The sequence below is a fragment of the Duganella vulcania genome, assembly GCF_009857655.1.
In the GTDB taxonomy this organism is placed as follows: domain Bacteria; phylum Pseudomonadota; class Gammaproteobacteria; order Burkholderiales; family Burkholderiaceae_D; genus Rugamonas; species Rugamonas vulcania.
Genome location: NZ_WWCX01000002.1, coordinates 256,897 through 279,500, shown reverse-complemented (window position 1 = coordinate 279,500; position 22,604 = coordinate 256,897). Strand labels below are relative to the sequence as shown.

The window sequence follows — 22,604 nt, the reverse complement described above, 5'->3', positions numbered from 1 at the left end:
GCTCAGGCTTGGGCACCCGCGCGCACGTCGAACTCCACCTTCCAGCGCTGGCCGTCGTTGGCCACCGCTTGCAGTTCCAGCGTGCCCGACTCGGTCGCCATCGCATGCAGGCGCACCTGCACCACATCGCTGACGGTGCGGCCTTCGGTCGACAGCGTCGCCTGGATCTCGTTCAACTCGATCAGCTCATCGGCGCCCCAGAAGTCCAGCAGGTCGCCAATCTGGTCCTGCCGGCGCACCGACGAACCGAAGAAGCGGAACTGCACCGGCTCGCCGACCACCAGGCCGAACTCCTGGTTCGGCAGCTCGATCTCGCTGCCTTCCTCCATGCCGAACGGCGCCACGCACAGCGCCTGGATGGGCGGCTCCATGCCGGGGATGGCAGGCATCGACGATTCGATCGCCACGTAGTACGCACGCGCCGTGCCGCCGCGAATGCGCACGCCGCTGCCGCGCCGCACGTAGCTGTAGTAGGCCGCGCCGCGCGCCACCGCCAGGTCCAGGTCCGCGCCGCCCAGCATGCGCGCAGGTTCGGAGCCTTCCATGTACAGCCAGTCGTTGATGGTACCCATGATGCGCTGCGCCAGCAGCTCCGACTTGAACACGCCGCCGTTGAACAGCACCGCCGTCGGATGCAGGAAGGTCGCGTCGGCGCTTTGCTTGCCGGCGTAGCCTTCCAGTTCGCTGGTCGCGCCGAGCTGGCGTGCCAGGAACGCCGCCAGGTGGCGCGTGATGCCCGCGTCCTGCGCGTACGGCAGGCCAAGCTGCGTCAGGCCCGCGCGCGTGCGCACCGCCGGACGCGCCGCCGCATCCACTTGCGGGAAGAAGCCGTCGAGGATGAAGGTGGTCACCTCGTCGCGCGTCAACTCGGTGCGGATCGAACCGCCGATCAGTTTCGAGCCACGGCTTGGCACCACGATAGGCCAGGTGTCGACGCTGGCATCGGCTAGCAGTTTTTCCTTGGCGGTGCGGCAGCCGTAGGTCAGCGCGCGCATCTGCCACGCGTCGAGCTGCGTGCCGTTGGCGGCCAGCTTGCGCGCCACCAGGTGCGCCAGCGCCAGGTCCATATTGTCGCCGCCCAGCAGGATATGGTCGCCCACCGCGATGCGGTGCGGTTCCAGCACGCCGTCGCGTTCCAGCACGGCGATCAGCGAAAAGTCGCTGGTGCCGCCGCCCACGTCCACCACCAGGATAATGTCGCCCGGCTTGACCTCCTTGCGCCAGCGGCCTTCGCTGCCCTGGATCCAGCTGTACAGGGCTGCTTGCGGCTCTTCCAGCAACGTCAGGTTGGTGTAGCCGGCGGCGCGTGCCGCGTCGGCCGTCAGTTCGCGCGCGCCTGGATCGAACGAGGCGGGGATCGTCACCGTCACCGCCTGCTCGCCGAACGGCGCGTCAGGGTAGGCCTGCTCCCACGCCTTGCGCAGGTGCGTCAGGTAGCGCGTGGACGCCTCCAGCGGCGAGACGCGCGACACTTCTTCCGGCGCGTCGTTCGGCAGCAGCGCGGAGCGGCGGTCGACGCCGGGATGGCTCAACCAGCTCTTGGCGCTGGAGACCAGGCGGATAGGCGTGGTGGCGCCACGGCTGCGCGCCATCTCGCCGGCGACGCTGGTCTGTTCTTCCGGCGACTGCGGCCATGGCAGGCTCAATTCGCCCGGCGCCAGTTCGTCCGCGTGCGGCAGGTAAAGGAAGGACGGCAGCAGCGGCAGCTCTTCCACCGTGCCCGGTGCGGTCAGCTGGGGAATGGCCAGCACGCCGTGCCGGGTTTTCTCGCCGTCGCTGGCGCCCAGGTCCACATAGGACAACGCGCTGTGCGTGGTGCCAAGGTCGATGCCGATGGCGTAGCGTGGGTCGCTCATAATTCCACCTCCGCAGGCGCCAGGATGGACGCGTCATGCGCTTCCGCCAGTTTCGGCAGGCGCACGTTGGAGGCGCGCCAGCCGCGATGGCTCAAGGCGCCGCGGAACGGCGCGCTGCCGACCACATTGCCGGTCAGGCGCACGGCGCTGGCGTCGAAGCCTTCTTCCAGCACGATGCGGCTGCCTTCGGCCTCGCTGCGCACCGCTTCGATGGTGAAGTGCTCGCGCAGCACCTTGCTGCAGCCTTCATGCACCACGCGCGCGGCGGCGCCGATGTCGGCGTCGGAATAGGCGCTCAGGTTCTCCTGGGTGAAGTCGATCAGGCGCGCCTCGCGCTGGAACAGGCTTAGAAGCTGCAGGGCCGCATCCGGCGTCGCCACGCGCAGCGGTGCGGGGGCCGGCGCTGGCTTCGGAGCAGGCGTTGCCACCGGCGCGGCGGCCGGTTGCGGCGCGTCGTCGATGCGCGTCAGGCGCGCTGCGTAGTCGGCGTCGGACAGGGCGCGGAAAAAGGCGCCGATCGCGATCGATATCCGGCTAAAAAAAGACGGCAATGGTTGACTCGAATTGTTCATGTTTGTGTGCTCGTATCGGGTGAGCCGGGGCGCCGCATCGGCGGCATCCTGGCGAGGTGTGGGTTGGGGGCGCGCAAGGCGCGGGGAATTCCATCCCCCGGAAGTCCTGCATGATACCAGCTTGACCACGTTGCCCCCAAGGCAGCAAGCCCGCGCGATTGATATTTAGCTTGATATCGCGTTTTCAAGCGCATAGAATACTGTCTATATATACAGTAGTTTGGTGCCGCAATGTCCCACGATGAAAATAATCAAGAGCATGTGATGCTGCCGCCGCCCTCGCTGAAGGGGCAGAAGGGCCGTGGCGCGGTGTCGAACCTGCAGGGCCGTTTCGAGGTCAACGTCCGCGAGGCCTACGATGACGGCTGGGAGCGCGAAGAGGCGGAAGCCGCGCCGTGGAAGACGGTGGTCACGGACGAGCTCTGCAAGTCCATCCTCAGCCGCAACGCCTCGCCGGATTTGCCGTTCAGCGTCTCGCTCAATCCGTATCGTGGATGTGAGCACGGCTGCATCTACTGCTTCGCGCGGCCCACGCACAGCTATCTGGGCCTGTCGCCGGGCATGGATTTCGAGAGCAAGATCTTCGCCAAGGTCAACGCGCCGGAAATGCTGCGGCGCGAACTGGCCAAGCCGAGCTACGAGCCGTCCTCGATCGCGCTCGGCGTCAACACGGACGCCTACCAGCCCTGTGAGCGCGAGCGCAAGCTCACCCGCCGCGTGCTGGAGGTGCTGCAGGAGTGCCAGCATCCGGTGGGCCTGATCACCAAGTCCTCGCTGATCGAGCGCGACATCGACATCCTGTCCGCGATGGCGGTCAGGGAGCAGGCCGGCGTGGCCATCACGCTGACCACGCTGGACCCGGCCATCGCGCGCACGCTGGAGCCGCGCGCGGCTGCACCGGCACGCCGCCTGCGCACGATACGCACGCTGACCGACGCCGGCATTCCGGTCGCGGTCAGCGTCGCGCCCATCATCCCCTTCGTCACCGAGCCCGACCTGGAGCGCATCCTGGAAGCGGTCAAGGAGGCCGGCGCCGTCAGCGCGCATTACACGGTGCTGCGCCTGCCATGGGAAGTGGCGCCGCTGTTCCACCAGTGGCTGCAGGCGCACTTCCCCGAGCGGGCGCAACGCGTGATGAACCGCGTGCGCGAAATGCGTGGCGGTAAAGACTACGACAGCACCTTCGGCGCCCGCATGAAAGGCGAGGGCGTGTGGGCCGAGCTGATACGGCAGCGCTTCAAGATCGCCACCGAACGCCTCGGCCTGACCGGGCGCGGCAGCCGCTTCCACAACATGGACGCGTCACAGTTCACGCGTCCGCTGGTGGTGCCGCCGCTGGGCGCGCGCGCCAAGGCGGCGGCCGATGCGGGGCAGATGGATTTGTTCTGACCTCAGTTCAATCTCAGTTCAGCTTGACGGAGAGCTCGACATCCTCCCCGAACGGCAGCGACATATAGCCTGACGCCGGTGAGCGCACCATCGCCACATATTCCGGATTCATGTCGGCGTTGTCTGCGATGATGAGCGCACCCGGCCGCAAGCGGCTCCGCACCAAGCCGAGGATCTCCGGGTAGAGCGCCTTGGCGCCGTCGAGCAGTAGCAGGTCGATCTGGTCCGGAAGATTGGTGGCGAGCGTCTCCAGCGCATCGCCAGCGCGGATGTCCACCAGGTCGAGCAGGCCGCCTTCCTCCAGATGGCCGCGCGCCCGCGCCACCTTGGACGGTTCGAACTCGCTGGTGATCAGACGGCCGCCGCCGTTGTCGCGCAGGGCCGCAGCCAGGTACAAGGTCGAGATGCCGAATGACGTGCCGAACTCGACCACGTTGCTGGCGTTGCAGCTGCGCGCCAGCATGTACAGCAGTTCGCCGGTCTGACGCGACACCGGCAGCGGCACGTCCTTCAGCCGATGGTAGAGGTTGATGTATTCCGTCTTGCTGTGCATCAGCCGGTCGCGCTCGTCCTTGGACAATTCGGCGACAGCCGGGATGGCGGAGATCTGCACCTTGGCCGCTTCGTCAAACAGGCGGTCAAGCAGTGGCGCGACGGGATTGGTGGTCAGGGTTGTCATGGGTGATTCCTTTCAAAAGAAGTACGGATATAATATGAAGAATCCTTCACATTTCATATTCGCGTTCCGGAACCACCTCATGACAGACCCTGCAAAAGCCAGCATCTCCTCGCGCAGGAAGCCCAAACAGGCGCGCTCGGCCGACCTGGTTTCGGCCATACTCGAAGCGGCTATTCAGGTTTTGGCGAAGGAGGGCGTGCGCCGCTTCACCACCACGCGGGTTGCGGAGCGGGCCGGCGTGAGCGTCGGATCTGTTTACCAGTACTTTCCGAACAAGGCATCCATCCTGTTCAGGCTGCAGGCGGACGAGTGGCGGCAGACGACCGAAATGCTGATCAACATCCTGCAAGACCTGCGCAAGCCGCCGCTGGAGCGGCTGCGCCTGCTGGTACACGCCTTCCTGCGCTCGGAGTGCGAGGAAGCCGAGATCCGCACCGCGCTCAACGACGCCGCCCCGTTCTATCGCGACACGCCCGAAGCGCATGAGACGCGCGCGGCGGCCGACCGTATCATCGAGCATTTCATGCGCGAAGCCCTGCCCAAGTCGCCGGACCACGTGCGCGCACTGGCCGGCGACCTCGTGATGACAACCTTCAGCTCAGTCGGCAAGCAGTTCTCGGAAACCCAGCGCACGGCTAAAGAAATCCACGCCTACTCGGAAGCGCTGGCCGACATGCTATGCGCCTACCTCGCCAGCCTGAACTAGTTCAAGCGCCTTCCAGCACAAAGGCCGCAGCCTGGAAATCTCCTTCCAGCACGACATCGATGCCACGTCCCATCCAGTAAGCGCCGCTGGCAACGTGCGGCGTCTGCGCCGTCGCGCTGCCGGAAATCGCACGCAGCGAATAATTCCGCTTCGGATCGAGCCCGCGCAGCTGGATGCCCGGCTGCGGATTGCGCCTGCCGCCAGAGTGCAGGAACGCGAACAGCACGGCCTGCTTGCCGTCCTGCGCCACGGACAGCGTGGCCGAGCGCGCCGCTCCGCGCTGCGGCGACACGAGACGGTACAGCTTCCCTCGCTGCACCGTCGACCGGATCGTCTTGTATTCCGCGACCAGGCGCTTTGCCGTGGCAAAATCCTCTTCCCGCCAGTGATTCAGGTTGGCACCGATACCCAGCGAACCCTGCATCGACGACAGGAATCGGTATTCCAGCGACGTGACGCGCTTGTTAAGGTAGTTCGGCGCATCGGTCACCCAGGCCATCATGATCCCCGGTGCGTAGGCGTGGCTGAAGCCGTCCTGGATCAGCAACCGGTCGAAAGGATCGGTATTATCGGAGGTCCACACCTGGTCGGTCAGCGCCATGATGCCGAGATCCACGCGGCCGCCGCCGCTGGCGCAGGATTCGATCTCCAGCTTCGGATGGCGCCGGCGCAGTTCGGCCAGCAGCTTGTACAGGTTTTCCACGTAGCTGACATACAGCCTCTGCTGATCGCCGGGCGCCGCCTCCGGCCAGCCCGGCTCCGACCACGCGCGGTTGTGGTCCCACTTGAGGAAGGCAATGTCATGCTCCGCGAGGAGCTTGTCGAGCACGGTCAGCAGGTGCTCGTACACATCCTTGCGTGCCAGGTTCAGCACCAGCTGGTTGCGCGCCTCGCTGCGCGGCCGGCCCTGGAAGTTGATGACCCAGTCCGGATGGGCACGATACAAATCGCTGTCCGGATTGACCATCTCCGGCTCCACCCACAGCCCGAACTCCATGCCGAGCGCATTGACCCGCTTGATCAGCGGCGCCAGTCCGTTCGGGAATTTTTGCCGGTTGACGACCCAGTCGCCAAGCCCGGCCTTGTCGCTGTTGCGTGCGCCGAACCAGCCATCGTCGACAACGAAACGCTCGACGCCGATGCTTGCCGCCTTCTCGGCCAGCGCCACCTGTCCTGCTTCGTCGACGGCGAACGTGGTCGCCTCCCATGAATTGTAGAGAATGGGGCGCAAGCGCGGCTGCGGCGCGCCAGGCAGGATGCGCTCGCGCTGGTAGCGGTGGAATATGCGGGACGCGCCGCCAAAGCCGTCCGCCGAATACCCTGCGTGAAACACGGGCGACGCCAGGCTCTCTCCCGGCTTCAGGCGATAGGCGAAGTCGAAAGGATTGTAGCCGGCGGTCGCGCGCACGCCGCCCAGCGCATCCATATCGACATGGATGCGCCAGGAACCGCTCCATCCCAGCGCACCGAACCACACGGGGCCGGATTCTTCCTCCGTGCCGGCCTGGCTGATCGCGATCCAGGGATTGGCCTGGTGGGAGGTGACGCCCTTGCGGCTTTCAATCACCGTGGAACCCGGCTCTATCGGGCGCGTCTGCAAGGTGAACTCGCCTCCCCAGCGTCCGGTGAGGTAGGAAAGGCGGTAATCGTCCCGGAACGGCAGGTTGATGCTCGCAGCCGCCAGCTGGTCGAGCTGGATCCAGCTGGCCGTGCGGTTTTCCACCACGGCCGAGCGCGCCAGGATGCCTGTGCTTGCATCCATGGCATACGTCAGGGTCACGTGCACGGCGCGGCTGGCGTCCTTCATCCGCACCACGATCCGGTCCTTGTCGAGTTGGTGGCTCACGTAGCGCAAGACGAGGTCGCGCACACCGTCCGGGAAGGTCACCTTCAGCGCCGGTTCAACTGTCAGGCCGCCGCCAAAGCCTGGGAACTCGAACGGCGTGATCGTGACCGGCATTTCATTGGAGGAGTTTTCCGGCACCGGCACGGGCGCCGGCAGCCTGTCCCCGCTGGACAAGGCGCTGCCCCAGTACATCGACTGCAACTGCCCGTCGCTGTTGACGCCGAACACGTAGGTGACACCCTCGCCGTCGAGCCGGAAGACCTTGGTGGCCTCGTCCACGGAGGGCCGGGCCATGACGGAACCGTCGATGACGATGCCGGCGAGGCCGCCGAGTAGTTGCATGCAGAGGGTGCGGCGGCGCTGGTCGACATGGGTCATATGGTGTTGCCTCGCTATCGTTATTGTTACGGTTGAGGGTTTTTCAGCGCGGCCAGATGCCGCTCGATTTCGAACACATGCTGGTCATGCCGGCCCAGCTCGCGCAGTGCGTTGGCCAGGTGGTTGAGATAGTCGCTGTTCGGCCCGCTGGGCCCGGCGGAGCGGGCGATATGGCGCGCGATCTCCTGCTCCGAAGCCTCGCCGAGGAAGGCGGTGTTGTCCGGCGTGGCGATATAGACCAGGCCCTCCACGCTGCCGCCATCCTCGAACGCGATCGGTATCGCCAGCCGCAGGTAGCCGTTCTTCTCGCGATGGTCCAGGTGCGCGAACACTTCCGGCGTAATCAGGTAGGCCATGCCGTGGCACACCGCGCCTGGCTCTTCGATGATGGTCACGACGCGCCCCGGCGCCTCCGGCGTGCCGCGATGGTCGTGCGAGCCCTGCCAGAAGCGCCGCGTCCAGTTGGCGATGCTGGCCGGGCGGCGTTCAAGATAAGGAAAGTCAGCTTTGTAAATCAGGGAACCGTAGCCGAACAGCCAAACGCTGTGGTGGCCGTCGAATTGGTCCATCTGTTGATTGATGGCGATGGTATCTGCTGTCATAGATCAATTATAACTGCGGCACATTCCAGTGATGCGAAGCGGCAAACTCCTGCAGGAAGGCGACAAAGCTCTCGGCGGCGGGGGACAGCGCCCGCGCACTACGCGTGTACACGAAGAAGCGCCGCGTCAGCGCCGGCGATTCCAGCGTCCGCATCTGCAGCCCATACAGCTGCACCATCTTTTCCGCGTAGGGCAGGCAGACCGTGATGCCCAGCCGCGCATGCACCATGGCCAGCGCCGTGGTCATGAAGGTCACCTCGTTGTACGGATTCAGCGACTGCTCGCGGAACGAGGCGTGCATGTCGCGCAACAGCCGTTCGGTGAACTGGCCCTGCAGCGAGATCACCGGGAACTCGTTGACATCGGCCCAGGTGATGCGCTTGCGCCGTTCCAGCGGATGGCCGGGCGGATACACCACCACGAACGGCATCTCGAACAGCGGCTGCGCCTCGATCTCGGCGGTGGTGTCGCGGTCCGGGCCGATGCCGAAGTCGGCCTCGCCACTGAACACGCGCGCCGACACCATCTCCACCGGACTGTCGGCCAGCCATACCTGCACGTCCGGATAGCGCTCCTTGTAGGCGGCGATCACCTCCGGGATGAGCGTGCAGGACAGCATCTGCGGCGCCGCCACCCGCACCGATCCTTGCTTGAGCGCCTTGCGGCTGGCGATGTCGGCCATGGCGCGGTCCAGGTCCTGCAGCATTTTCTCGAACAGCGGCGTGAGTTCGCGGCCGATCTCCGACAGTTGCGCCTTGCGGGTGGTACGCTCGACCACGCGCACCCCCAGCAACTGCTCCAGCTCCTTGATCTGCCCGCTGAGCGCGGATTGCGTCACATTGAGGTGTTCGGCGGCCAGCGTAAAGCTGCCGGTCTTGGCGAGCGCCACCAGGGCGCGCATCTGGCGCAAACTAGGATTCATCGGAAAACCTGATAAGTGAGCTGAAAAATACGATTTGTATGATATCTGAAATTCGCATTTAATGTGCCATGCCCAAGTTGGAGACAAACATGAAAATCAAGCAAATACACCACGTGGCCTACCGCTGCATCGACGCCAAGCAGACCGTCGAGTGGTACGTCAAACACCTGAACATGGACTTCGTGCTGGCCATCGCCGAAGACGAAGTGCCGTCCACCAAAGCGCCGGACCCGTACATGCACGTGTTCCTGGACGCCGGCCATGGCAACGTGCTGGCCTTCTTCGAGCTGCCGACCCAGGCGCCGATGGACCGCGACCACAACACCCCGGCCTGGGTGCAGCACCTGGCGATGGAAGTGGAGACCATGGACGAACTGCTGGCCGCCAAGGAGCGCCTGGAGGCCGCCGGCATCAGCGTGATCGGCCCGATCAACCACACCATCTTCAAGTCGATCTACTTCTTCGACCCGAACGGCCACCGTCTCGAACTGGCCGTCAACACCGGCACGCCGGAGATGATGCAGCGTCTCGACGCCGTCAAATGGGAGATGCTGGAAGAGTGGTCGCAGACCCGCAAGGCACCCAAGCACGCCGCCTGGATGCACGCCCCGGAGGTGAAGGCATGAAGCTCGCGACCCTGAAGGACGGCAGCCGCGATGGCCGCCTGGTGGTGGTCAGCCGCGACCTGTCGCGCTACCAGCACGTACCGAAGATCTCCGCCACGCTGCAGCACGCGCTGGACAACTGGGAGCTGGTGTCGCCGGCGCTGGAGCAGGTCTACGCATCGCTCAACACCGGCGACGCCGTCGACACCCACCCGTTCGACCAGCAGTACTGCCACTCGCCGCTGCCGCGCGCCTACCAATGGGCGGACGGCTCGGCCTACATCAACCACGTTGAGCTGGTGCGCAAGGCGCGCAACGCCGAAGTGCCGGCCTCCTTCTACACTGATCCGCTGATGTACCAGGGCGGCTCCGACAGCTTCATCGGCCCGCGCGATCCGATCTTCGCGCTGTCCGAAGAGTGGGGCATCGACCTGGAGGCCGAAGTGGCCGTCATCACCGGCGACGTGCGCATGGGCGCCAGCGCCGCCGACTGCGCCAAGGCGATCCGCCTGGTCATGCTGGTCAACGACGTCTCGCTGCGCAACCTGATCCCGAATGAACTGGCCAAGGGCTTCGGCTTCTTCCAGTCGAAAGCCGCCAGCGCCTTCTCGCCGGTGGCCGTCACGCCGGACGAACTGGGCGCGCACTGGGCCGACACCAAGCTGCACCTGCCGCTGCTGGTCGACCTGAACCAGCAGCCCTTCGGCAAGCCGAATGCCGGCGAGGACATGACCTTCAACTTCGCGCAGCTGGTGGCGCACGCCGCCGCCACGCGTGAACTGGCGGCGGGCACCATCATCGGTTCCGGCACTGTGTCGAACAAGCAGGGCAGCCTGCATGGATCGAGCATCGCCAACGGCGGCGTGGGCTACTGCTGCCTGGCCGAAGTGCGCGTGTACGAGACCATCGAAAGCGGCAAGCCGCAGACCGGCTTCCTCAAGTTCGGCGACAGCGTGCGGATCGAGATGAAGGACGAGCAGGGCGCCAGCATCTTCGGCGCCATCGAACAAACCGTCACGCACTACAAAGAGCGCAGCTAAAGCGCCGGCGAGACAGGAGGAGACAAAGATGGAACAACTAGTGGATATCCCCGCGCTCATCGACAAGAGCAAGATCGGTGCCTTCCAGATTGGCGTTTATGTGTTGTGCGGCCTGTGCATCCTGATGGACGGCTTCGACGTGCAGGCGATGGGCTATGTGGCCCCGGCCATCATCCAGGAATGGCATGTCAGCAAAGCCAGTCTCGGGCCGGTATTCGGCGCCGGCCTGTTTGGCATGCTGGCCGGCTCGCTGGTGTTCAGCGTGATGGCCGACAAAATCGGCCGCCGTCCGGTGCTGATCGGCGCCACCATGTTCTTCTCGGTCTGCATGCTGCTCACGCCATCGTGCACCACGCTCGAACAGCTGCAATGGCTGCGCTTCGTCACCGGCATCGGCCTGGGCGCCATCATGCCCAACGTGATGGCGCTGGCCGGCGAATACAGCCCGGTGCGCAGCCGCGTCACCTTGATGATGCTGGTCTCCTGCGGCTTCACCGTGGGCGCCGTGGTCGGGGGCCAGGCTTCCGCCGCGCTGATTCCGTCGTACGGCTGGCAGTCGGTGTTCTACGTCGGCGGCGCCATGCCGCTGGCGATCGGCGTGCTGATGATCTTCATGCTGCCCGAATCGATGCAGTACGTGGTCCTGAGCGGCAAGCGCGTCGAGCGCGTGGCCCAGTGGCTGCGCCGCATCGATCCATCGGCCCCCGTGAATGCGGACAGCCGCTACCTGGTGCACGAGAAGGCCGGCAAGCGCGGCTCGGTGGCGGAGCTGTTCCGCGAAGGCCGCGCGCGCACCACCGTGCTGCTTTGGCTGGTCAACTTCCTCAATCTGCTCAACCTGTACTTTTTATCGAACTGGCTGCCGACCATCCTCAAGGGCGCCGGCCTGTCGACCAGCATGGCGGTATTGGCCGGCACCATCCTGCCGGTCGGCGGCACCATCGGCACGCTGATGATGGGCCGGATGATCGACCGCTCCAGCTTCCGCAGCGTGCTGATACCGGGCTTCCTGGTGGCTGGCGTGGCGATTGTGCTGATCGGCCGTCCGGAAGCGTCGCTGGCCTTCCTGTGCCTGGCGATCCTGGTGGCTGGCTTCTGCATCGTCGGCGGCCAGCCTGCCGTCAACGCGCTGGCGGCCAACTACTATCCGACCACGCTGCGCTCCACCGGCATCGGCTGGAGCCTCGGCGTGGGCCGGGTCGGCTCCATCATCGGGCCGGTGCTGGGTGGTGAGCTGATACGCATGAACTGGCCGAACAGTACGATCTTCGTGATCGCCGCCGTGCCGGCGCTGCTGTCGGCCGTCATGCTCTGGTTGATGGCGCCACCGCAGCCTGCCGCAATTTTAGAACGAGATTTCGCATGAAGCTTTACACCTACTTCCGCAGCTCCGCCGCCTACCGCGTGCGGATTGCGTTGAACCTCAAAGGCCAGGCCTACGATGCCGTGCCGGTTCATTTGCTGCGCGACGGCGGCGAACAGCTCACCGACAGCTACCGCGCGCTCAATCCATCGGCGCTGTTGCCGACGCTGGACGACGACGGCAGCGTGATCGGCCAGTCGCTGGCCATCATCGAGTATCTGGAGGAGACGCGCCCGCAAGCGCCGCTGCTGCCGGCCGGCGCTGCCGACCGCGCCCGCGTGCGCGCGTTGGCGCTGACGGTGGCCGCCGATACTCACCCGCTGGGTAACCTGCGTGTGCTGAAGTACCTGAAGGGACAGTTGAAGGTAAGCGAGGAGGTCAAGCTGGAATGGCAGCAGCACTGGCTGCAACTAGGCCTGGCGACGCTGGAGCGCATGCTGGCCGACGACCCGCGCACTGGCCGCTACTGCCACGGCGACACGCCGACATTGGCCGATTGCTGCCTGGTGCCGCAAGTCTTCAGCGCCCAGCGCTTCGGCGTGGACATGACGCCCTATCCGACCGTCATGCGCATTCACGCCGCCTGCAACGAGTTGCCCGCCTTCCAGCAGGCGCACCCGTCGCAGCAGCCGGACGCCGAATAGCGCCGGCAGGATCAGAACCGGGTCGTCAGCGTCACGCTGGCGTTGCGCGGCGCGCCCGGCTGGATCTGCACGTTGTTGATGGCCGACTCATAGAAGCGCGCATTGCCGACGTTGTTCAACTTGAACCGCACCTCATACTGTTTGGCGCGATAGCTCAAAGCCGCGTCCACGCGGACGTAGCCGGGCAGGCGCACGGTATTGTCGGACAGCGCAAACTGGTCGCCGCTGAGAATTGCGCCCAGGCCCGCGCTCCACGCGCCGCCCAGTTCCTGGTCCACCCACAGCGACGCGCGCTGGCGCGGCGTCATCTCGGCCCGGTTGCCGCTCGGGATATCGTTGGACGCCACGATGCGCGCGTTGTTGTAGGTGTAGGACGCGTTCAGGCGGCCGCCTTGCCACAGCGCGCCTTGCAGCTCCAACTCCACGCCCTCGTTGCGCTGCTTGCCGACTTGTAGCTGGCGCAGGCCGGCCGGATCGGTCGGGTCCAGCGTCAACTGGTTGCGCTGCTCGATGCGGAACAGCGCTGCGGTGGTGGAGATGCGTCCACCCAGCCACTCCTGCTTGTAGCCCACCTCCTGCAAATCGGTCTGCAGCGGCTTGACCTGCGACAGCGGCGTGCTGCCGGTGTAAAGCAGGTCGCCGCCACCGGGCTGCGACGAGCGGCTCAGGTTCAGGTACCACGATTGTCCTTCGAGCGGCTGGTACACCACGCCCGCGCGCGGCGACACCACGTTGTCGGTGCGCTCGCTGAACACCTTGGTCAGGCGGTTGGTCTGCTCCTGCTGGAAGCGGTCGAAGCGCACGCCCGCCAGCGCCTTCCACTGCGGCGCGATGGTGATCTGGTCCTGCAGGTACAGCGCCTGCGTCTTGGCCGTGAAGCCGTTGTTCAGTGCCACCGGCAGGGCGCCCAGGTTCGGCGCCGGCAGCACATGCTGCGGCGCGTACAGGTTCACCGGCAAGCCGATGCCGGTCTGCGCGGTGACGACGTCACGCTTCTGGTCCGACAGCTCCACACCGGCCAGCAGCGCGTGCTTGTCCAGCGTGTACGCCAACTCGGTCTGGTTGATCAGGTTGCGCTGCGTCTGCGGGAAGTAGGTGATCTGGCGCGACACGGTGTTGTCAGCGTTGACGCGGCGGTTGCGGGTGTTCACGCCTTCAAGTTCGGTGCGGCTGTACAGGAAGGTGTTCTCCAGCTTCAGCCGGTCGTTGAAACGGTGTTCCAGTTTGACCTTCGCCATGTCGCTGTCGGTGCTGGTGTAGTCGTAGCTCTCGCCGTAGAAGGTCGACGGCGGCACCGCCACCGGCCGGCCTGCCAGCGATGGCACGCCGCGATCCGGCGTGCGGTCCTCGCGCTGCACCTCGGCCTGCAGCAGCAGCGAGGTGGCCGGCGACAGCGCAAATTTCACCGAGGGCGCCAGCAGCTTGCGTGTGTGTTCGACCACGTCGCGATAGCTGTCGCCGGTGTCGTACACGGCGATCAGGCGACCGTTGATGGTATCGCTCAGCGCACCGCCGGCATCGACGCTCACGCGCCGTTCGTTGTCCGACCCCAGCGTGGCGGAGACTTCGGTTTCCTGCCTGGCGCGCGGCTGCTTGCTGACGCGGTTGATCAGGCCACCGGCCGAGCCGCGCCCATACAGCGCCGCCGCCGCGCCCTTGATCACTTCGATCTTCTCGACCGTCGCCAGGTCGCGCGAATACAGCGTGTCATCGCGCACGCCATCGAGGCTGGTGTCGCGCAGCGAGTAGAAGCCGCGGATATAGAACTCGTCGCGGCGGCCTTCACCCTGGCCGGCCACCACGCTGCTGACGTAGTCCAGCGCGTCCTTGCTGGTCAGCGCGGCGCGGTTGCGCAGGTTTTCCTGGGTCACGACGCTGACCGATTGCGGCGCGTCGAGCAGGCTGCCCTGGGCCTTGGTGCCGCTGGCGCCGGCGGCCAGGCCGTCGCTGGAGCCGGTTACGGTCACCTGTTGCATGGTCTGGATGTCATCCGCCTGCGCGGAAAAAACGAAGCCTGCCAGCAGCAGGGGAAGTGGTTTCAGAACTGTTTTCATTGTTTTGGAGAGCGGTTGTTATAAAGATGCCGCCGCGCCGTTGACGACGCCGAGCGGGTGATACAAGGGAAGATAGCTGGCCTGGCGGTCGGCCTGGCGCAGGAAGCGCGTCAGCAGATTGCCTTTGGCCGGCAGAGGCTCGCCCGCCAGCAGCCCTTGGATGCGGCGGCTGGCGGACGGATTGGGATATTTCGACAGGTAGTCCTGCAGCGTATTGCGCAGCACTCCCCACAGGCTGAGGTACAGCGTGTGGTTGCCGTTGGCGATGCTGGCGATGACCTCGCACAGGTTATTGACGAACAGGCAGTAGCCGATGCGTATCCAGGCTCGTTCATCGGTGCAGCACAGGGCCGACAGCGTGCCGGGTTCCAGCTGCATGGCGCGGGCCAGCGCCTGCGCTTGCGGCGCCAGCCGCGTCAGTTCCAGGTCGCGCAGGATGAAGTGGCTGGGCGCACCTTCGCCGTCAAGTCCGACGACCGTGTTTTGCATGTGCGGCTCGAACGCCACGCCGTATTCGAACAGCAGGTACAGGATGGGATGCACCGCGGTTTCCGCATAGCGCGCGAACCAGCTGCGCGCTGCCTGCTCCAGCGTATAGCCACGGTGCAGCGCATAGCGTTCGATCAGGGCGAAGACCCGCTTGCGCCCATGTTCGCCATTGCCGAACAAGGCGGCGCATACCATCGGCTGCACGCCCTGCTGCAGCAGACCCGCCACGCCCTCGCGCAGCAGCACGCCGAAACCGTTGGACAGTTCCGGGTCGGCGCCGGGAAGGTCGACGGTGACGTAGGCCTGCTCTTCCAGCACGCGAAAGCCGGGGAAGCGGCTCTGCATGTCGGCCTGCATGGTGCGGTACAGCCGCGTGCCGATCAGCGCGCTTTGCAGTTCGTGGCGGGCGTTGTTGCGGATGCAGTTGGTGATGCGCATATTCAGCGACAGCTTGACGAACGACGCCGCATCCCCGGCCAGCAGCGTGCGCACCGACGCCGTCGGATGGAAGGGGCGGCCGTGAGGGCCAAGGTCGAGGATTTCACCGCTGCGCAAGGCGCTGGCGATGCGCGGCTGGCGGCGCATCCAGCCGGCCTGCCATGGGTGCAGCGGCAGGATCGCGCTGCCTTCGCCGGCCTGCAGGCCTTCGGCGTCGAGTCCTTGCAGCGCGCCGGCGTCGATGCTGTCGCTGAGCAGCCATTCCTGCGGAAGCTGGAAGTAGTGCAGGCGCATGCTGGCCTTGTGTTCCGGCGAGTAGTCGCGCTGCTCGGCGGGCGACCAGTCGGAGCGGCTTTTCGGCGCCGGATGGAAGGGGTGGCCGGTCAGCAGCCCCTGTTCGCTTTCGATATAGGCCAGCAGCGGCGTGGCGCCGGCTGCGGCGGCCGGCGCCACCGGCGCCGGGCGGCGGTCCATCACATCCTGCATGGTGGCGATGCTGTCGCCGATCTGCTGCAGCAGTTCGTCGTTGAACGGTGTGGCGGCGCGGCGCGACAGGTCCTCGATGATGAGGCTAGCCAGTTCCCGCCAGCCGGCGTCGCGCCAGGCGTCCTGTCCTTGGCGCAGGTAGGCGCCGGTGGTGTAGTCGAAATTGGCGGTGGCCGATACGTGCAGCACGCCCACGCACAGCTGGCTGTCCACGCGCGGCAGCGCGATTTCCAGCACCTGGCCGTGATACCCGTCGGGCATCGCCGGGTGCCGGTTGCGGCCGGACGGCAGCACGGCCAGCGTGTGCTCCTGCATCGCCACTTCACGCGCATAGCAGTTGATCAGCAGGCGGCCGTGCTGTCGTTCGGCGAAGCTCTCGGCAACGGAAGGCGCGGGTTGCAGATGTCGGGCTGACAGCGGTGAGTTCATAGAAGTTTCCATTTCAGTGAAATAAACAGCGCGGCGACGACGGCTGCGCCCAGCCAGAGCGGGGCGGCATAGCCGAGCGATGGCGCCAGCAGGCTGGCCAGCAGGCCGGCGCTGACGGCGCCCCATTTGTTGGCCCCTTCCAGGCTGCCGAAGTGGCGGCCTGCGCGGTCGATGGTGGAAGTGGCTGCGGCCAGCGTGTTGATGGCGAGGTAGGCGCCGGTCATGCCAATGCCCATCAGGATGCGGCCCGCCAGCAGTGCTGGCAGCGAATCGGCCAATGCCTGCAGCAGCAGGCCGGCGCTGGTCAGCGCGGCGTACCATCTGAGGGCGGCGCGGGCATTGGCGTGACCGAGCTTGCGCCCCAGGGGCCATGCCAGCAGCAGGAACAGGGCGTGCGGCAGGCCGAACATCATGCCGGCCGTGGCGGCGCCGATCTGCAGCCGATGCGCGAGATCGCTGACAAAGTAGGGATAGGACAGCACGGTGCCGATGGCGAGCAGCGCCTGCAGCCGATACAGGTTCTCCGCGCTGACGCCGCAATCGCAGGCGGCGATGGCCTGCGCGCCGGACGGAACGCCGGCGTTCGCGGCGGCCGATGGCTGGACGGGCCGGCGCGGCGCGGGAGCTTCCGGCAGCAGGTACAGCACCACGCAGGCGGCGCCGGGGAACAACGCCAGGTACAGGAACAGCTGCAGCAGGTTGGCGTGGCCGCTCATCAAGCCGATCAACGCCGGGCCTGCGAAGAGGGCGGTTCGTGCCGAGGCCTGCATCACGCCGAGCAGCGCCGCCAGCCGCGCAGGCGGCAGTTGTTCCGCCAGATAGGCGTTGGACGCGGAGAAGGTTCCGCCCAGCAGCCCTTGCAGCATCAGGCCGAGGGCGAATTCCAGCGGCGTGCGCGCCAGGCCGGTGAGAATGAAGCTGAGGCACAAGCCGGCGTGCGCCCGCATCAGCGAGGCGCGCCGGCCGATGCGGTCGGCCAGCCATCCCCAGGCCGGATTGGCGATAGCTGCGGCCAGTGTCGGCAGCGTGAAGTACCAGCCGGCCAGCGCCGCCGATGGCGCCGCCGCCGGGAAGCTCGACTCCAGGATCTGCGCATAAAACGGCGGCATGCACAACGCCGCGAACGCCGCGCCGAAGTGGCCGGCGACGGTGACCATCACCCCGCGCGTCGTCCCGGCCTGCCGCGATGCGGCTTGCGCGATGCTCATGGGTGGCCGCCGCCATGGGCCGGCGAGACCGTCTGCGCGGCGGCCAGCGGGTTGCTTACCGTGCGCAGACGTTGTGTGCTCCAGCCGAGCAGGCGGCGCGCGGCCAGGCATTCGATCCGCAGCCGCTCGCCGAGCAGATCGAATTCGCGATGGCGCTCGGCGTTTTCCGGGAAGCGCGACTGATAGGCCTGGACGGTGCGCGCGGCCTGGGCCCAGAACAGCGCCTCTGCATAGCCGTGATGGCGCTCCAGCCGCCATGCCAGCTCACCCAGGTTGATGAAGAACAGCACTTCCAGCAGGTAGTCGCGCGCTTCCTCCTGCGAGTCGAACATGAATCCCCCGCTGGCGTTGAGCGCGTTGCGATAAGCTGGCGCGGAGCGCAGGCCGGCCAGCTGCGCTTCATTGGTGGCGCCTCGCAGATAGTGCAGGCCGCCGGGCAGGTCGCGGATCGCAATACGGCGAGGCAGGCCGTCGCGCAAGATCAGCAAGGTGTTTTGCGCATGGCATTCGAGCAGCACGCCGTGCGCCATCATCAGATGCAGAAGCGGCGGGACGCTCGCCTCCAGCAGCGCGGCCACCCAGCGCTGCGTGCCGTGCCTGGCCAGCCACGGACCGATGGTCAGTGCGCCGTCGCCGGCCAGCGTTGTCAGGGCGGTCATCGGGAAGACCTGCTCGCCCTCCGCCAGCACCGACTCCGGCGCGCTGCGCCAGATCGCGCCCAGCATGCCGTAGGCGCCCAGGCGCTGGCGCGGCGCAGCGACCGTGATGCCGGCCGGCTCGGCCAGTATCGCCAGCCGCTGGACATCGGCGAGAAAGGCGTCGTCGCGGCAGATGCCATCCAGCCAGCGCGAGATGATGGGCGCGTTGTGCACGTGGTGGTCGGAGAGGATGCGGTCGGCCGAACTATTGGCGATGGCCAGCGGCAGTTTCAGGTTGCAGCGGCCGTCGGCCGCCAGGCTGCTGAGCGAACGTATCGATTGTTGCGCCAGCCATTCGGCGCGGCCTGCGCCCAGGTGCAGCAAGGTGCCGCCGGCCAGCCAGTCGGCGAAGTGCGGCGCCACGCTATGCTCCCATTGCCACGGATGCACCGGCAGCAGGCGGTAGCGCGCCGGCGTGCGGCCCTGGGCTTCGATCAGGCCAAGCAGGCGGTGGTACTCCTCCGTTCCCAGTTGCGATTGCACGAAGCTGTCGTAGTCGAGCCCCGGCAGCTGGTGGGTTTCGCTGGCTTGGCGGTCGATCGCCAGCCAGGTCAGCATGATGGCCTGCGCGAACTCCGGGCCGTAGCGCCGGTGCTCGCCGATGCTGAAACCGATGCGCGAGCGGAAGCACGGATGGTAAGGATGGCCGTCGCCCAATTCCGCTTCCTGCAAGGCGTAGGGCGATTGCAGCGTGGCCTGCGGTGCCGCCGTCATCGACCAGGCCTGTTTGAGCGCGGTCTGTTGCAGCTCGGTGACGAAGCGGCGCAAGGCCTCCGCCTGCGGTTGCAGGTGCCGTACCAGCGTCGGTACCACGGTGGCGATGTCCGGCTGCGGCTGACCGGGGGCGCGCACCTCGCCGCACAGCCGCAGGCGGTCGAAGGCGCTATGGCCGGCGATATCGATGTGGTAGGTCCGCGGGGCATCCTGTTCGTCCCGGCCCTCCAGCGACAGCCGGTTCCACTCCGTTTCGATGACGCCGGTCAGGCAGCCCTCGTTCCAGAAGGCTTCGATGAATTGACGCAGCGTGCGGGCCTGGGCGGCGGCGTAGTGGGGCAGGAATGCAAGAGTGTGGGGCATGGCGGCTTCTATGGATTGAAAGCTTGTCCTAAATGCTATATCGCCAGCTTATCCGCCATGGGATTGAATGTCAATACAAATGATAATGATTCGTATTTAAGATCAAATGCGTGCGTGCCGGCACGCGCCGCAAGATCAGGCGCTCACCACCCGGTCGCGCCCTTCGTGCTTGGCCTGGTAGAGCGCCTTGTCGGCCCGCGAGATCAGCGACGAGGCGCTGTCCGGCGGCCCCTCCGGCGTCGACGAGGCCACGCCGATGCTGACGGTGAGCGCGATCCGTTCGCCGTTGTCGCCTTCGATGCGCAGCAAGGCGACATCGGCCCGCAGCCGCTCGGCGGCGCCGCTGGCGACGTCGATCCCGGTTTCCGGCATCAGCAGCACGAACTCCTCGCCGCCGAAGCGCGACGCCATGTCGATATTGCGCATGCCGCCCTCCAGCGCCCGCGCCACCGCCACGATGGCACGGTCGCCCGCCTCGTGGCCGTAGACGTCGTTGACATCCTTGAAGTGGTCGATGTCGACCATCAGCAGCGACAGCGAATGCTTGAAGCGCCGGCTGCGTTCCAGCTCCTTGTTGATTTGCTCCGTCATGCGGCGGCGGTTGCCGATGCCGGTCAGCGGATCGGTGGTGGCCAGTTGTTCGAGCTTGGTGTTGGCCACCATCAGCTCCAGCGTGCGCCGCGTCACCCGCGCCTCCAGCTGGTTGCGCTCATCGTGCAGCGCGAGCAGCGTCTGGCGCCGGCCGCGCAGCGCGAAGATCAGCGCCGAGATCAACACGCCCTCCAGCACGATCAGCGTGAGGCCGGCCAGTATCTGCCAAAGGTATTGCTCGAACACGCTGCGCGGACGGTTGACCCATTGCGCCGTCGGCGGAATATTCTGCAAGTGGAAGCGCTGCGCCGCGCCGTGGTCGAACAGGTAGCCGGGAATGCCCGCGATGTCGGGCTTGCGCTGCAACAGGATGGCGCCGATGGCGCGGCCGATGCGTTCGGCGCTGACCACGTAGCCGCCCACCACGCCGGGCACCACGATGGCCTCCCAGTTGGTGAAGATCGGCACCTGGGTGGTGGCCACCAGCTGGCGCGCGATGTCCACCGGCCGGCGGCGCTCCCCGGCGCTGTCGTGATAGCTCGGCAGCAGGAAGATGGCGCTGCCGGGCCGCAGCAGCGCGGCCTGGCGGAAGATTTCCGCGTAGGTCAGCCGGTCCCAGTATTCGAAGCGCAATTGCCGCGCATAGAGGCCGGCCGCTTCGCGCACGCCGTTCACCGATTCCTGCATGCGGTCGGTGCTGTCGCCGATCACCACCACATGCCGCACCTCCGGCGCCACCTGCGGGATCACGCCGATGGCGCGTTTGAAGCTGGCCTGCACCTGATAGGCGACGCCGTCGTGCGGCGACCAGTTCAGGCGTCCGTGGTTCATGTAGTGGCGCGGCACGCCGCGGAACAGGTCGGGGCGGTCGCTGAGGAAGCGCGCCGCCACATAGTTCTCGGTAATGATGGCGTCGAACTGGATGTGCGCGTACTTGGTGCGCAGGTACTGCTCCATGCCGGCCTGCGCCTGCTCGTCGCCGACGCGCACGGCGTCGAAGCGTTCTTCGAAGATGCCCAGCGTGGAGGTCTGGCGCTTGTCGGCCAGTTCGTCCGACAGGCCCTTGTGGATCAGCGACTGCCAGGCCGACGCGGAATCGGAGCCCAGCGAATACAGCACCAGCACCTTGCGCTCGCCGGTGGCCCATGTTGGCCCGGCCAGCGCCGCCAGCGCCCACGCCAGCAGCGCGCAGCCCAGCAGCAGCCGGCGCCAGAGCTGGCGCGACCCGATTCCCTGCGCGGCAAATGGATGATCCCTGTGCGGCATGGTCGGCGTTGATTCCCGAAGCAAAACTGGCGCTTACGGCGAAGTTTGCATTATGGAAAGTCTAGCACGCTTCCCGCACGATTGGGCGGTCATGCCGCGCGCAAGGCGTCGACGATTTTCATGCGGGCCGCGCGCAGCGCCGGCAGGAAGCCGCCGACCATGCCCATCGCCAGCGAAAACATGAGCGTTTTGACCACGATGGCGGGCGTCAGGCGGAAGCCGAAGGCCAGCTCGGAGAAGGACTGGAAATTGGTGGTCGAGAAGGACAGGAACTGCATCAGCGAGGCGCAGGCCAGGCCCAGCGCGCCGCCCAGCACCGCCAGCAGCATCGACTCGGCCAGGAAGGCGGCCAGGATGCTGCGGCGCTGGAAGCCCAATGCGCGCAAGGTGCCGATCTCGCCGACGCGGTTGGCGACCGAGGCGTACATGGTGATGGTGGCGCCGATCATCGCGCCGATCGAGAAGATGATCGACAGGATCAGCCCCAGCACGCTGATGAAGGTCGACAGCGCCTTCGACTGGTCGGAGTAGAAGGTCTGTTCGCGCTTGGCGTCCAGCGTCAGGCGCTGGTCCGATTCGATGTCCTTCTTGAAGCCGTCGAACAGCGAGGTGTCGGCCAGCCGCAGCACCATGGCCGAATAGGCGTTGCGGCGGAAGGCCGGCATCAGCTGGTCGGCGTCGCCCCAGATCTCGGAATCGAAGCCGCTGTTGCCGGCGTCGAACAGGCCGACCACGGTCCACTCGCGCTGGCCGAAGCGCAGCGTCTCGCCGATGCCGGCGCCCTCGAAGCGGCGCGCGATGCTGGCGCCGGCGATGATCTCGGAAGCGCCGGGACGGAACATGCGGCCCGCCGTCAGCTTCACCTGCGGCCGCAGCATCAGGCCGCGCGGCGAGATGCCGCGGATGATCACGTTGGACGGCTTGGCCGAGCCGCGCTTGTTGAGCGAAATGAGCACCACCGTTTCCTTCGACAGCAAGGGCTGGCCGTCGGCGCCGCGCGCGATGGAAGGGTGGCTGGAGGCGATGCTGGCCTGGGTGCGGTCCACGCCGCTCTGCACCTCGGTATCGGCCGAGCGGCGTATCAGGATCACGTTGTCGTATTCGCCGGTGGTGACCATGGTGTTGCGCAGGCCCTCGTCGAGCATCAGCACCGTGGCGAACACGAACACCACCAGCGCCAGGCCGGCGCCGGTCAGCGTGGTGGTCAGGCGGCGCGCCCACAGGTTGCGGGCCACGTAGGAAAGAGGGATCTTCATGATGGATGCG

The 22,604-nt window shown here is 66.4% G+C and carries 18 protein-coding genes; 6 read left to right on the top strand and 12 right to left on the bottom strand.

What is annotated here, in order from left to right:
- Positions 1 to 2 precede the first annotated feature (2 nt).
- Both GTP90_RS04310 and GTP90_RS04305 read right to left on the bottom strand, forming a co-directional pair.
- Entirely contained in the window at positions 3 to 1,856 is a 1,854-nt protein-coding gene (locus GTP90_RS04310; RefSeq protein WP_161082320.1) for an Hsp70 family protein, read from the bottom strand.
- A complete protein-coding gene (locus tag GTP90_RS04305; RefSeq protein WP_161082319.1) occupies positions 1,853 to 2,428 on the bottom strand; it encodes a DUF2760 domain-containing protein in 576 nt (191 codons plus the stop codon). The genes GTP90_RS04310 and GTP90_RS04305 overlap by 4 nt, the downstream gene beginning before the upstream one ends.
- Before the next feature lie 231 nt (positions 2,429 to 2,659).
- Between GTP90_RS04305 and GTP90_RS04300 the strand changes: the two genes are divergently transcribed.
- Positions 2,660 to 3,817: a PA0069 family radical SAM protein gene (locus tag GTP90_RS04300; protein WP_161082318.1), complete on the top strand. Its 1,158-nt coding sequence runs from the start codon at positions 2,660 to 2,662 to the stop codon at positions 3,815 to 3,817.
- Between the two features lie 13 nt (positions 3,818 to 3,830).
- Here the strand turns inward: GTP90_RS04300 and GTP90_RS04295 are convergent, their stop codons facing one another.
- Complete coding sequence (locus tag GTP90_RS04295; RefSeq protein ID WP_161082317.1) at positions 3,831 to 4,496, bottom strand: O-methyltransferase; 666 nt, start codon at positions 4,494 to 4,496, stop codon at positions 3,831 to 3,833.
- Between the two features lie 79 nt (positions 4,497 to 4,575).
- On the opposite strand from GTP90_RS04295, the gene GTP90_RS04290 reads away from it, so the two are divergent.
- Positions 4,576 to 5,202, top strand: a complete 627-nt coding sequence (locus tag GTP90_RS04290; RefSeq protein WP_161082316.1) for a TetR/AcrR family transcriptional regulator — start codon at positions 4,576 to 4,578, stop codon at positions 5,200 to 5,202.
- A 1-nt stretch (position 5,203) separates the two neighbouring features.
- On the opposite strand, the gene GTP90_RS04285 is transcribed toward GTP90_RS04290, so the two are convergent.
- The 3 genes from GTP90_RS04285 to GTP90_RS04275 are packed head-to-tail and all read right to left on the bottom strand — an operon-like array spanning position 5,204 to position 8,950.
- On the bottom strand, positions 5,204 to 7,426 hold the full coding sequence (locus GTP90_RS04285; protein ID WP_161082315.1) for an alpha-galactosidase: 2,223 nt from the start codon (positions 7,424 to 7,426) through the stop codon (positions 5,204 to 5,206).
- A gap of 26 nt (positions 7,427 to 7,452) precedes the next feature.
- Complete coding sequence (locus GTP90_RS04280; RefSeq protein ID WP_161082314.1) at positions 7,453 to 8,028, bottom strand: gamma-glutamylcyclotransferase; 576 nt, start codon at positions 8,026 to 8,028, stop codon at positions 7,453 to 7,455.
- Positions 8,029 to 8,035: 7 nt separating this feature from the next.
- Complete coding sequence (locus tag GTP90_RS04275; RefSeq protein WP_161082313.1) at positions 8,036 to 8,950, bottom strand: LysR family transcriptional regulator; 915 nt, start codon at positions 8,948 to 8,950, stop codon at positions 8,036 to 8,038.
- Positions 8,951 to 9,039: 89 nt separating this feature from the next.
- On the opposite strand from GTP90_RS04275, the gene GTP90_RS04270 reads away from it, so the two are divergent.
- Genes GTP90_RS04270 through maiA form a run of 4 tightly spaced genes read left to right on the top strand, consistent with a single transcriptional unit; the run spans position 9,040 to position 12,602 of the window.
- On the top strand, positions 9,040 to 9,576 hold the full coding sequence (locus GTP90_RS04270; protein ID WP_161082312.1) for a VOC family protein: 537 nt from the start codon (positions 9,040 to 9,042) through the stop codon (positions 9,574 to 9,576).
- The gene (locus GTP90_RS04265) at positions 9,573 to 10,595 is read left to right on the top strand and encodes a fumarylacetoacetate hydrolase family protein (protein WP_161082311.1); all 1,023 of its coding nucleotides are present in this window, start codon (positions 9,573 to 9,575) and stop codon (positions 10,593 to 10,595) included. Before GTP90_RS04270 ends, GTP90_RS04265 begins: the two co-directional genes overlap by 4 nt.
- A gap of 28 nt (positions 10,596 to 10,623) precedes the next feature.
- On the top strand, positions 10,624 to 11,961 hold the full coding sequence (locus GTP90_RS04260) for an MFS transporter (protein WP_161082310.1): 1,338 nt from the start codon (positions 10,624 to 10,626) through the stop codon (positions 11,959 to 11,961).
- Complete coding sequence (maiA, locus tag GTP90_RS04255; protein WP_161082309.1) at positions 11,958 to 12,602, top strand: maleylacetoacetate isomerase; 645 nt, start codon at positions 11,958 to 11,960, stop codon at positions 12,600 to 12,602. Before GTP90_RS04260 ends, maiA begins: the two co-directional genes overlap by 4 nt.
- Positions 12,603 to 12,613: 11 nt before the next feature.
- Here maiA and GTP90_RS04250 read toward each other — a convergent pair whose 3' ends face one another.
- From GTP90_RS04250 to GTP90_RS04225, 6 genes are all read right to left on the bottom strand, one after another.
- Positions 12,614 to 14,656: a TonB-dependent receptor gene (locus tag GTP90_RS04250; protein WP_161082308.1), complete on the bottom strand. Its 2,043-nt coding sequence runs from the start codon at positions 14,654 to 14,656 to the stop codon at positions 12,614 to 12,616.
- Positions 14,657 to 14,674: 18 nt separating this feature from the next.
- Positions 14,675 to 16,498: an IucA/IucC family protein gene (locus GTP90_RS04245; RefSeq protein ID WP_161082307.1), complete on the bottom strand. Its 1,824-nt coding sequence runs from the start codon at positions 16,496 to 16,498 to the stop codon at positions 14,675 to 14,677.
- Entirely contained in the window at positions 16,495 to 17,706 is a 1,212-nt protein-coding gene (locus GTP90_RS04240) for an MFS transporter (protein WP_161082306.1), read from the bottom strand. Before GTP90_RS04240 ends, GTP90_RS04245 begins: the two co-directional genes overlap by 4 nt.
- Positions 17,703 to 19,481 (bottom strand): IucA/IucC family protein, encoded by a 1,779-nt coding sequence (locus GTP90_RS04235; protein ID WP_161082305.1) that lies wholly within the window; start codon positions 19,479 to 19,481, stop codon positions 17,703 to 17,705. The genes GTP90_RS04240 and GTP90_RS04235 overlap by 4 nt, the downstream gene beginning before the upstream one ends.
- A gap of 135 nt (positions 19,482 to 19,616) precedes the next feature.
- Positions 19,617 to 21,338, bottom strand: coding sequence for a GGDEF domain-containing protein (locus tag GTP90_RS04230; protein WP_161082304.1), 1,722 nt, complete (start codon positions 21,336 to 21,338; stop codon positions 19,617 to 19,619).
- Between the two features lie 89 nt (positions 21,339 to 21,427).
- Positions 21,428 to 22,594: an ABC transporter permease gene (locus GTP90_RS04225; RefSeq protein ID WP_161082303.1), complete on the bottom strand. Its 1,167-nt coding sequence runs from the start codon at positions 22,592 to 22,594 to the stop codon at positions 21,428 to 21,430.
- Positions 22,595 to 22,604: the final 10 nt, after the last annotated feature.